General features: G+C 72.8%; 14 protein-coding genes. 7 read left to right on the top strand and 7 right to left on the bottom strand.

Going from position 1 to position 9,995, the window contains the following annotated elements; genetic code table 11:
* Window positions 1–91: 91 nt before the first annotated feature.
* Complete coding sequence (locus AB0C84_RS44285; RefSeq protein ID WP_361078485.1) at window positions 92–670, bottom strand: TetR family transcriptional regulator; 579 nt, start codon at window positions 668–670, stop codon at window positions 92–94.
* A 99-nt stretch (window positions 671–769) separates the two neighbouring features.
* On the opposite strand from AB0C84_RS44285, the gene AB0C84_RS44280 reads away from it, so the two are divergent.
* On the top strand, window positions 770–928 hold the full coding sequence (locus tag AB0C84_RS44280; RefSeq protein ID WP_361078483.1) for a hypothetical protein: 159 nt from the start codon (window positions 770–772) through the stop codon (window positions 926–928).
* Between the two features lie 49 nt (window positions 929–977).
* Complete coding sequence (locus AB0C84_RS44275) at window positions 978–1,547, top strand: dihydrofolate reductase family protein (RefSeq protein WP_361078480.1); 570 nt, start codon at window positions 978–980, stop codon at window positions 1,545–1,547.
* 26 nt (window positions 1,548–1,573) lie between these two features.
* Here the strand turns inward: AB0C84_RS44275 and AB0C84_RS44270 are convergent, their stop codons facing one another.
* The 5 genes from AB0C84_RS44270 to AB0C84_RS44250 all read right to left on the bottom strand — a co-directional run bounded on the left by AB0C84_RS44270 (window position 1,574) and on the right by AB0C84_RS44250 (window position 6,387).
* Window positions 1,574–1,975 (bottom strand): hypothetical protein, encoded by a 402-nt coding sequence (locus tag AB0C84_RS44270; RefSeq protein ID WP_258940691.1) that lies wholly within the window; start codon window positions 1,973–1,975, stop codon window positions 1,574–1,576.
* Window positions 1,976–2,016: 41 nt separating this feature from the next.
* Window positions 2,017–3,264 carry an MFS transporter gene (locus AB0C84_RS44265; RefSeq protein ID WP_361078477.1) on the bottom strand — a complete coding sequence of 416 codons (1,248 nt, stop codon included), beginning with the start codon at window positions 3,262–3,264 and terminating at the stop codon, window positions 2,017–2,019.
* Entirely contained in the window at window positions 3,261–3,965 is a 705-nt protein-coding gene (locus tag AB0C84_RS44260; RefSeq protein ID WP_218905414.1) for an FCD domain-containing protein, read from the bottom strand. The genes AB0C84_RS44265 and AB0C84_RS44260 overlap by 4 nt, the downstream gene beginning before the upstream one ends.
* A 177-nt stretch (window positions 3,966–4,142) precedes the next feature.
* A complete protein-coding gene (locus AB0C84_RS44255; protein ID WP_361078473.1) occupies window positions 4,143–4,547 on the bottom strand; it encodes a hypothetical protein in 405 nt (134 codons plus the stop codon).
* 61 nt (window positions 4,548–4,608) lie between these two features.
* Window positions 4,609–6,387 (bottom strand): DUF2207 domain-containing protein, encoded by a 1,779-nt coding sequence (locus tag AB0C84_RS44250; protein WP_361078470.1) that lies wholly within the window; start codon window positions 6,385–6,387, stop codon window positions 4,609–4,611.
* A gap of 204 nt (window positions 6,388–6,591) precedes the next feature.
* On the opposite strand from AB0C84_RS44250, the gene AB0C84_RS44245 reads away from it, so the two are divergent.
* Window positions 6,592–7,476, top strand: coding sequence for a neutral zinc metallopeptidase (locus tag AB0C84_RS44245; RefSeq protein WP_361078467.1), 885 nt, complete (start codon window positions 6,592–6,594; stop codon window positions 7,474–7,476).
* A gap of 90 nt (window positions 7,477–7,566) precedes the next feature.
* Window positions 7,567–7,863: a YiaA/YiaB family inner membrane protein gene (locus AB0C84_RS44240; RefSeq protein WP_179844340.1), complete on the top strand. Its 297-nt coding sequence runs from the start codon at window positions 7,567–7,569 to the stop codon at window positions 7,861–7,863.
* A gap of 16 nt (window positions 7,864–7,879) precedes the next feature.
* Here AB0C84_RS44240 and AB0C84_RS44235 read toward each other — a convergent pair whose 3' ends face one another.
* Window positions 7,880–8,251 carry a DoxX family protein gene (locus AB0C84_RS44235; RefSeq protein WP_361078463.1) on the bottom strand — a complete coding sequence of 124 codons (372 nt, stop codon included), beginning with the start codon at window positions 8,249–8,251 and terminating at the stop codon, window positions 7,880–7,882.
* Between the two features lie 175 nt (window positions 8,252–8,426).
* Between AB0C84_RS44235 and AB0C84_RS44230 the strand changes: the two genes are divergently transcribed.
* The 3 genes from AB0C84_RS44230 (at window position 8,427) to AB0C84_RS44220 (ending at window position 9,869) form a co-directional block, all read left to right on the top strand.
* Complete coding sequence (locus AB0C84_RS44230; RefSeq protein ID WP_246395941.1) at window positions 8,427–8,879, top strand: helix-turn-helix transcriptional regulator; 453 nt, start codon at window positions 8,427–8,429, stop codon at window positions 8,877–8,879.
* Window positions 8,876–9,331: a hypothetical protein gene (locus tag AB0C84_RS44225; protein ID WP_179844337.1), complete on the top strand. Its 456-nt coding sequence runs from the start codon at window positions 8,876–8,878 to the stop codon at window positions 9,329–9,331. The genes AB0C84_RS44230 and AB0C84_RS44225 overlap by 4 nt, the downstream gene beginning before the upstream one ends.
* A gap of 172 nt (window positions 9,332–9,503) precedes the next feature.
* Window positions 9,504–9,869, top strand: coding sequence for a DUF2516 family protein (locus tag AB0C84_RS44220; RefSeq protein ID WP_218905412.1), 366 nt, complete (start codon window positions 9,504–9,506; stop codon window positions 9,867–9,869).
* Window positions 9,870–9,995 lie beyond the last annotated feature (126 nt).

Here is a 9,995-nt window from a genome sequence, read left to right as displayed (position 1 = left end):
GAACTAGACAGCTCCACTTCACAACCGGAGGCCTTCATCTGTCAGACAGACTCACCGATGCCGAGCGGTACAACCTCCCTGGACATCACACCTAGTCCTTCTCCGGCAGCAGCCGGTCCACCATCGTCTCGATCAGGGCGTCGGTGTCGTAGGGCTCTGTGATGGCGGGGGCGGTGAAGTCGTCCAGGAGCAGCCCGGCCATCGTGAAGTAGAGCAGGCCGACGCCCGTGGCGCCGCCGGGCAGGCCCGCGTCCAGGTGGTAGCGGACGATCTCCTCGTGCTCGGCGGTGAGGAAGCCGCCGAGCTCGGCGTGCAGCTCAGGGCGCCGCGTCGCCTCCAGCCGCAGCTCCAGCATGGCGAGGTAGCCGGTCCGGTCGGCCCGCATGCGGCCGAGGAGCTGGCGCATCAGCTCGGTGACCAGCGCGTGCGTGGGCGCCTGCCGCATCGTCTCGGCCAGCGCCTCGGGATCGGGGGTGAGGCGCTCGCGGGTGCGGTGCATGACCTGGGTGAGCAGGTCGGCGCGGTTGGCGAAGTAGTTGGTGGCGGTGCCGGTGGGGACGCCCGCCTCGGCGTCGATGGCGCGCAGCGTCAGGCCGCGCGACCCCTCGCGGGCCAGGACCTCGATCGCCGCGTCCAGCAGGGCGGCCCGACGGGCGGGGTTGCGTCGCACTGTGACCTCCATCACACCCGCTTGCAATCACTGCAAGTGCAGTACTAAGTTCAAACCACTCCACTCAGAGTACATCAAATCCAGTGTCGAGGAGATCGCATGCGTGCCCGGTCCACCACCCCTTCCGCACTCCGCCTGCCCCAGAACCGCACCGCCCTGCCCGCCCGCGCGGGACGTCCCGGCTGGGACCGGCACGTTCCGAAGCCCCGCAGCGTTCCGCGGCCGCGGCCGCCGCGCAAACCCGGCTCCGCCCGCTGACGCGCGGCCCGCTTCCCTTCCGTACTCCACGCCTGAAAGCGAGCACCGCATGCGCAAGCTGGTCTACTACGTCTCCGCCACCCTCGACGGCTACATCGCCGGGCCGGAGGGGCAGTTCGACTTCTTTCCCTTCGAGGGCGAGCCGGCCGAGATGATCAAGGCCGAGTACCCCGAGAGCCTGCCCGCCCACGCTCGCGGCCCGCTCGGCATAGCCGACGCCCCGAACCGGCACTTCGACACGGTCGTCATGGGGCGCGGAACCTACGAGCCCGCCCTGGCCGCCGGGATCACCAGCCCGTATCCGCACCTGGAGCAGTACGTCGTCTCGGCGACGATCAGGGGCGAGGATCCCGCGGTGACCGTCGTCCCCGACGACCCGGTCGGTCTCGTCCGCGAGCTGAAGGAGGGGGACGGGCTCGACATCTGGCTTGCCGGCGGCGGGAAGCTCGCCGCCGCGGTGGCGGACGAGATCGACGTGCTGGTCATCAAGCGCCACCCGCTGGTGATCGGGTCCGGGATCCCGCTGTTCGACGGGCCCTTCTGCCTCGCGGCGTTCACCCCGGCCGACACCCACGCCTTCGACTCCGGGCTCGTCGTCACCGTCTACACGCGCGCCTAGCGGGACCCGGCCTCCCGGCCGGCGGGCTAGAGGGGCTCGGGGTCCTTGGGCGTCTTGAGGTCCTCGAACTCGCCCTTGAAGATCGTCTGCTCGTAGAGGACGCCTTCCGGCCACGGTTTCTTCGGCTCCCGCCCGGGCTGGGGGTTGTCCTTGCGGAACTCCAGCGGCTGGCCCTCCTTGGCCGGCGGGTAGCTGTGCGAGAACATCCCCGGCGCGTAGGTGTAGTAGCCGCCCTGCTCCATGCCCCGCTGGTTCAGCTGGTTGTTCCTGCGGGAGCAGTGGAGCTTCCTGGACGAGGCGGCGCGCGTCGCGTACACCCAGGCCACCAGCGCGCCGATGATGAAGAACGGAATGATCCAGACGAAGTACCGGGCGCCCGTGGGGGACGTGTTCGCCAGCACGGGGTCGGCGACGATCGTGGCGAGCAAGGCGGACCACCTCCCGATGGCGCGGACCGGACCACGCCGGTTCAGTTAGGGATGTGTCCGCTGGAACCCGTGTTAACCACCTCGGGCGCCGGGGCGGCGGGCGCGCCCACCGTGCGGAGCCGCCCGGCGGGCAGTCCCGGGACGGCCAGGGCGGCGCAGACGGCCAGCACGCCCAGCATCGGAACGGTCCAACCGCCGGTGGCGTCGTGCAGCGCGCCGAGGGCGAGCGGGCCGAGCGCCGCGATGACGTAGCCGACGCCCTGCGCCATCCCCGACAGCTGGACGGCGACGTGGGCGTCGTGCGCGCGGAGCCCGATGAACGACAGCGCGGTCGCGAAGCCGAGGCCCTGGCCGAGGCCGAGGACCACCGTCCAGGCCCACACCGAGCCGATCGGCGCCCAGGTCACACCGGCGAAGCCCAGCGCGGTCAGCGCCACCGTGGCGATCACCAGGGGGCGCTGGTCGCGGGTCCGGCGGGCCAGCACCGGGACGGCCAGCGACCCGACCGCCTGGACCGCCGCCACCAGCGCCAGCACGTAGCCGGCGGACGCCGCGTCCATCCCGCGGTCCTGGCAGAGCGTCGGCAGCCAGCCGATCACCACGTAGGCCAGCAGCGACTGCAGGCCCATGAACGCCGTGACGTGCCAGGCCAGGCGCGACCGCCACACCAGCGCCGCGACGCCGCGCGGGGGCGCGGCGGGCGGCGCCGAGCGGGCCGCGTGCGCCGCCCGCCGCGCCTTCGGCAGCCACAGCAGCCCGGCGAGCGCCGCCGGGATCGCCAGCAGGCCGAGCGGCAGCCGCCACGACGCGCCGAACCAGTCCTCCACCGGCACGGCGAGCCCGGACGACAGGGACGCGCCCGCCGTCACCGCGACCGTGTAGATGGCCGTGACCGTGGTGATCCGGGACGGGTGGTCCCGCTTGATGATCGCCGGCACCGCGATGTTGCCGATGCTGATCGCGATCCCGGCGACCAGGGAGCCGGCGAACAGCGCCGCCACGCCGCCCGGCAGCCGCAGCAGCAGCCCGGCGACGAGCAGCGCCATCGCGCACACGAGCAGGGTCTCGCTGCGCGGCGGCCGGCGCAGGAAGGCGGCGAGGAGGCCGTAGGAGCCGAAGAACGCCAGCGGCAGCGTGGTGAGCGCGCCCGCCGCCGTCCCGGACAGCCGGAAGGCGTCGCTGATCTCGGTCAGCAGCGGCCCGACCGCCGCGATCGCGGGCCGCAGGTTGACCGCCAGCAGGACGATCATCAGCAGGGCGCCGGCCAGCCCGGCGCGCCGCCCGGTCACGCGTCCTCCCCGGGCGTCCCGGCGTCGCCGAGCAGGGACTCCAGGACGGCGAGGGTGGGCTCCACGACGGCGGCGGCGGCCGACGCCGCGGCCTCCGGATCGCCCGCGGCGATCGCGTCCAGCACGGCGCGGTGCCGGGCCGGGCCCGCCTCGGGGACCTCGCGGTCCATCCTGATCGCGCGCATCGACTCGTGCAGCCGGTCGATGAAGAACCGCATCGCCTCGATCAGCACCGGGTTGCGGGACGCCTCCGCGACGCCGAGGTGGAACCGCGCGTCGGCGGCGCCGAACGCGTCCGGCTCGGTGGCCTCGTCGCGGGCGCGGAGCAGCCCCTCCAGCCGCGCCAGGTCCGCGCCGGTGCGGCGGCGCGCCGCCAGCCGGGCCGCCTGGACGTCGTAGGCGAGCTGCACCTCGAACACGTCCCGGGCGGACGCGCGGGACACCCGGCGCAGCAGCGGGCGCGGGTCGGCGCTGCTGCGCACGTACGTCCCGTCGCCGCGCCGTACCTCCAGCACCCCGACGTGCGACAGCGCCCGGATCGCCTCCCGGACGGCCGGACGGCTCACCCCGAGCTGCGCGGCCAGGTCCAGCTCGGCCGGGATCCGCCGGCCGACCGGCCAGGCGCCCGCGCTGACCTGCGCCTGGAGCTGGTCGAGCACGGCGTCCACCGTCGATCCGCCCGGTACGGGACTCAACGCCACGAAAGCCTCCCTCGTAAGATGTCAGACATCTTACGAGCAGACCGATTCGACCGTTAGACCCGCGGTGGCGGCCGGGAGGGGTCTCGGCCGCCACCGCGGGCGTCTACGGCGCCCGCCGGAGCGGGTACGGGGTCGCCTGACCCGGCGGGCGTCGCGTCCTCTGCTCCGGCCTCCGCGTCAGCGGAGCCGGGGAAGGCCGAATCTGCGGCGGCTCCTGGCGGGCGGCTCGGCGCGGACCTTCTCCGCTTCGGCCCGCTCCCGCGTGCGGGCCGCCTCCTCCTCCGCACGTCCCCGCTCGATATGGGCCATGACCTCGCGGTGGGTCACCGACGGGGCCGGATCGCGGCGCGTCCGCTGCGCCGGGCTGCCCATGATCACGCCGCCCATGACGGGCCCGCGGTGCGGCAGTCCGTCCTCGGCGCTGGGGTAGCGGTGGCGCTTGCGCGACGTCGTCAGCACCACCGTCACCCAGCCGATGAGCGCCACGAAGATGACGGCCGGGCCGACGGCCATGAAGGCAGCGTCCCCCAAGCGGTCGGATCGGGCGAGCACGGGGGCGGCGAGCATCGCAGCGGCCACCATGAGGCGACACCTCCTCGCCCCAGGCTTTACCCGGCGCCAGGCGGTTAACCGCCCGGCGCCGTCACAGCCCGCGCGACTGGGAGATCGACCCCGACGTGGCCAGCGTGAACGTGCGCATCGACTCGGCGAACTTCGACAGGTCCCATTCCGCCGGGCCCTCGTACCAGTAGAGGTTGTCGGCGCCCGTCGCGCGCTCGCCCGCGTCCTCGACCGTCTCGGCCCACTTCGCCACGACGTCGAACACCACCGCGTACGGCAGGAAACGCGAGAACAGCGCGATCCGCTGGCGTGCCGCCATGGAGCCGTCGTCGGGGATGGCGCCGCGTTCCAGGAACGCCCGGAAACCGATCGTGTGCGCGAGCACCGTGGCGCCGCGCGCCGTCTTCGCCGGCATGTACTGTCCGCCGTAGGCCAGCGCCGCGCCCGCGATGATCAGCGCGAGCCCGGCCAGCGCCCACTCGGTGGTGAACGCCAGCGCGACCGTCCCGGCGATGCCGAGCAGCGTCACGAGGATGCCCGCGACCGTCCATCGGGACCGGACGGTGTCGGGCCGCCGCGCGAACCAGCCCTGCTTCACCACGTCGTCGTACATCGCGGACCTGACCTGCGCCAGCTTCGTCGCGAACGTCCCGCCGAGCTCCGACAGCCGGACGGCGTCCCGGGCCGACCCGTCGGGCGCGGTGAGCAGGGCGTCCAGCAGGATCCGCTCGTAGGGGAGCAGGTCGGTCTGCGGGCGGTCCAGGCGGCGCAGCGCCCAGTCGAGGCGGCCGGTGACGGCCCGGTCCTCCTCCTCGATAAGCAGGTAGCCGCGCACGGCGAGGTCGACGATCGTCGCGGTCACGTCGATCACGTCGGCCTGCTCGTCGATCAGCGTGCCGATCTGGCCGGGCCGCACCCCGTTCGGCGGCTCGAACTCCGTCCCGGCCACCGGCACCTGGTCGCCCTCGGCGGCCCGCTTGCCGACGGTCCGCGCGTCCCGGCCGCGCAGCAGGTAGAGGGCGAGGACGCCGCCCCCCAGCAGCACCAGCAGGCCGGCGAGCGCGGCGCCGGTCACGGCGTTGACGGAGAACGCGGTCGCGACCGTGTGGCGGCGCTCGTAGATCGCGCGCCCGCCCGTCGTCCCGGCGGGCAGGCCCGCGACGACCGTCAGGTACTCGCCGGGCAGCATCCCCTGCTGCGCGAACACGCCCTGGGTGTGCGTGTGGTTCGTGTAGTACTGCGTGCAGCCGATCGTGCTGCCGATCGGCCCGGTGAAGCAGTTGACGTTGCGGATCATCGCGCCGCCGTCGACGGTGGCCTTCGCCTCGTCCAGCGGCACCTTCCAGCCGCCGACCACCGGCCAGCGCAGCTCCTCCGCCGCCCCCATCCGGGTGATCGCGCCGCGCACGTCGTACTCCAGGACGATCGTGTGGTCCCCGGTGAGCTTCCGGTCGCCCGCCACCCTGACCGTCGTGTTCAGTCCCGCGCCGGACGCGGTGGCCTTCGACGGCCCGCCGTCCGGGCTGGCCGCCCGCAGGTTCTCGATCTTGTAGACGCGGTCCTCGGTGAGGCTCTCGTGCGTCCGGGTCGGGTACGTCCGCTGGAAGCCGTCGTGCCCGGCGAACCGGTAGACGATCGTCTCCTTGACCCTGACCGTGCCGCCCTGGACCGCGGTGAGGACGACGTCGTCCTTGAGCACCCGCTCGGCGGCGGCGAGACGGGAGGCCGCCGCACCGGCCGCGGGCGCCTCGCCGACCTCGGCCGCGACCGCGGAAGTGCTGGTCAGCAGGGGGAAGGCCAGCGCCGCCGAGACCGCCAGGACCGCCGGACGCGACCGGAACATCGCCGCAAGAGCAGACATGGCCGCAAATGGTATCGGGAATGCGTGCGATGATTCTGCGCTATGGCAGGTCATTACCCCCCGCCGCCCCCTCCGCCGCCGCCTCCAGGACCCCCCTACGGCCGGCCGCCGTACGGTGGGCCGCCGCCGCAGGGGAGACCGCCGTACGGCGGGCCGGGATACGGGCCTCCTGCCTACGGGCCGCCGCAGTACCGGTACGTCCCGATGCGCCCGCCGCCGCGCCGCAGCGCGGGCGGGACGATCGCGGGCATCTTCGGCGGCCTGACGTCCCTGGTCGTCCTGGCGATCCTCGGGATCTCGCTGTTCGGCGGGAACCAGGGCGCCGCCGGCGGGACCGGGACGTCCACCACCACGTCCGGCGGCCCCTCGACGCCGCGGGAGAAGGCGACCAACAGCAAGATCTACAAGACGGGCCCGCTGACGCCGGTGAGCTGCCGCCTCCCGCCGATCCAGCCGTCCGCCCAGTCCATGCGCGGGTTCATGGACACCCTGAGCGACTGCCTGGACTCGGCATGGACCAAGCAGTTCACCAAGGCGGGCATCGCGTTCGACAGGCCCGACCGGGTGTTCTGGGTCGAGCCGGGGCGCAGCCCCTGCGGCTCCTACCCGGCGCCCGGCGCGTCCGCGTTCTACTGCCCGGCCAACAACACCATGTACGTGGGCCTGCGGCACGTCGTGGAGACGTCGGGCGGGGAGCCCCTGTCCCACTACGCCGTCTACGCCCGCGTGATCGCGCACGAGTACGGGCACCACGTCCAGGACCGGGCCGGGATCCTGCTCTACGGGGACGGCCAGATGGAGTCCGGCGACACCGCCACCCGGACGGAGGCGAGCCGCCGCATCGAGCTGCAGGCCCAGTGCTTCGCGGGCGCTTTCCTCGGCAGCGAGCGCACCACCCTCCCGATGACCCGCGAGCAGTACACGGCCATGATCAACGACGTGCTGGGCAGGGGCGACGACCGCCAGCCGCCGGACAAGCGCGACCACGGCTCGGGACGCCACTACGCGGGCTGGGTGATCACCGGCTTCAACGGGCGCGACCTGACCGTCTGCAACACCTGGATCGCGTCCCCGTCCAAGGTGAGCTGACCTCCCCGGCCCGGTTCTGAGCTCCTCGCGCAGGGGCGGTTGAGTGCCGGTACTCAGGCCCGGGACGCGGGCGGGCCGCAGACTCGTCCCATGACGACCTCCAAACCGCCCGCGCAGGCCGGTTCCTCCGCGTTCTTCGTCCAGGCGGCGATCTCGTTCGCCGTCTCCAGCACCGCCGTCGCCGTCGGGGTGGCGTACCTGCCGGTCAGCGCGTGGGTCCGCGCGTTCCTGGCGCTCGGCCTGCTGTACGTGATCACGTCCACGTTCACGCTGGCCAAGTGCGTCCGCGACCGGCAGGAGACCCAGGCCATCAGCACCCGTGTCGACCAGGCCCGCCTCGACAAGCTGCTCGCCGAGCACGACCCGTACGCCGCCCCGTCCCTGTGACCCCGGCCCCGGTCCTTCACCAGGGGCCGAAGCGGCCCACCGCGACGAAGACCGCGAGCGCGAGGTAGACCAGGTTCAACGCCACGAACTTCGCCTCGCCGCGCCGGCCGTGCGTGACCATCGCGCCGACCATCAGCAGCACCCAGCAGACGGCCGTCACCGGCACCATGACCGGTGCGACGCCGACCGCGGCGGGCAGGATCAGGCCCACGGCGGCGAGGAGTTCCAGGCCGCCGAGCGCTTTGACGAAGCCGTCCCCGGCGTCCCCGGTCCACTGCCCGCCGGGGGCCTCGGCCAGCTTGGCCGTGGGCACGAAGACCTTGGTGAAACCGCCGGTCAGTGCCACTGCCGCCAGCAGCCCCGCCCCGATCCACAGCGCCGTGTTCATGAGCTTCCTCCTTGGTGGACGAGTGGTTCGTCCGCAAGACACCGGCGCCGCGACCCGCGTGACTCCCGGGGCGCGTGACCTGCGCCACCTGGCATTTCCGTCATGTGAGGCGATTCACCACAAAGTGCTAGCTATGGTGCTTGCAATAGCAAGCACCATGACGGAGAGTGGAGACATGGCGAGTTCGAAGGTCGGCTCCATCGGGGAGTACATCCGGGAGCAGCGGACGCGGGCGAAGATCTCGCTGCGCCAGCTGGCGGACGTGTCCGGGATCTCCAACCCGTACCTGAGCCAGATCGAACGCGGCCTGCGCAAGCCGAGCGCCGAGATCCTCGCGCAGATCGCCAAGGGGCTGCGGATCTCCGCCGAGGCGCTGTACGTGCAGGCCGGCATCCTGGAGGACCGCGAGGCCGACACCGATGTGCAGGCCGCCGTGCGGGCCGACCTCGTCCTGACGGAACGGCAGAAGCAGGTTCTGCTCGACATCTACGCGTCGTTCCTCAAGGAGAACGAAGCCAGCGGCGTCCTCGGCGCCGAGCCCGATGCGCCCGCCGAGACCGCCGAACCGGAACAGACCGGCCCTGAACAGGCCGGACCAGAGCACAAGGGAAAGGAAGAGGTCGGATGACGCTGGCCAGCAACCTCCGCGAGAACAAGGCCGTCTACGCCGTGGCCGGCGCCGGCGACTTCGCGGTGGAGAAGATCCGTGAGGTCCCCGAGCAGGTGACCAGGTACCAGGGCGAGGTCCGCGAGACCGTCGACCGCTACCGGGTGCAGGTCCGCGAGACCGCCGCCCGCTACCGCGGCGAGGTCTCCCGGTACCAGGAGCGCGTGGACGCCAGGGAACTGCCGGGCGCCGCCGTCGCGTACGCCACGCACTTCGGCACCCGCGCCTTCGAGTTCATCGACGAGCTCGCCGAGCGCGGCAAGAAGGTCGTGCACCGCGAGGCCTCCGAGGTCGCCGAGATCGCCGCGGCCGACCAGGCCGCGCCGAAGCAGGCGTCCAAGGCCCGCACCGCGCAGCGCCGGACGGCGCAGAGCCGGGCCACCGGGCAGTCCCGCTCCACCACGAAGAAGTAACGGCGTCGAGCGATCGGGCCCGGCCGGGAACACCCGGCCGGGCTCCGTCGTCCCTACAGGTGCCCGTTCCATCAGGCCGCACCGGTGGACGGTGCGCATAGGGTTGCGCTGAAGGAAGACCCGCGTGCGACGAGGAGTCGCCGTCCGAGACGAGCAGGAGCGCTGATCGCCGATGTCGGGCTTCAACGTGCTGGACTACTTCTTCTGGCTGCTGCTGATCATCGCGTTCGCGATGGAGGCCTGGGCGCTGGTGGACTCGCTGACCGTGCCCGTGAACGCCTACGCCGCCGCGAGCAAGCAGAGCAAGAAGCTGTGGATGATCATCCTGATCGTCGCCACCGTGGTCGGCGCCGCGTACGCGGTCGCGCCGGTGGCGCTCGGCGCCAGCCCCATCGCGCTGCTGCTCGGCATCCTCCCGGTCGCCGCGTTCATCGCCGCCGCCGTCTACCTGGCCGACGTCCGCCCCGCCGTCGGCCCGTACAAGAAGAACAACGGCGGCCGCGGCGGCTCCCGCCAGGGCCCCTACGGCCCCTGGTAACCCCTGCGCCCTCGCGCCGGCGGCTCTAGGGTGACGGCATGAGCGCGGAGACCCTCGGACGCACCACACGACTGGAACTGGACGACCAGGCCCTCCGGGAATGGGAGGCCGTCGTCCTCGACGCGG

Origin of the sequence: Actinomadura sp. NPDC048955, from assembly GCF_040649435.1 — a bacterium.
GTDB classification, from domain to species: Bacteria; Actinomycetota; Actinomycetes; order Streptosporangiales; family Streptosporangiaceae; genus Spirillospora; species Spirillospora luteofluorescens.
This window is presented reverse-complemented; position numbering and strand designations above follow the sequence as displayed.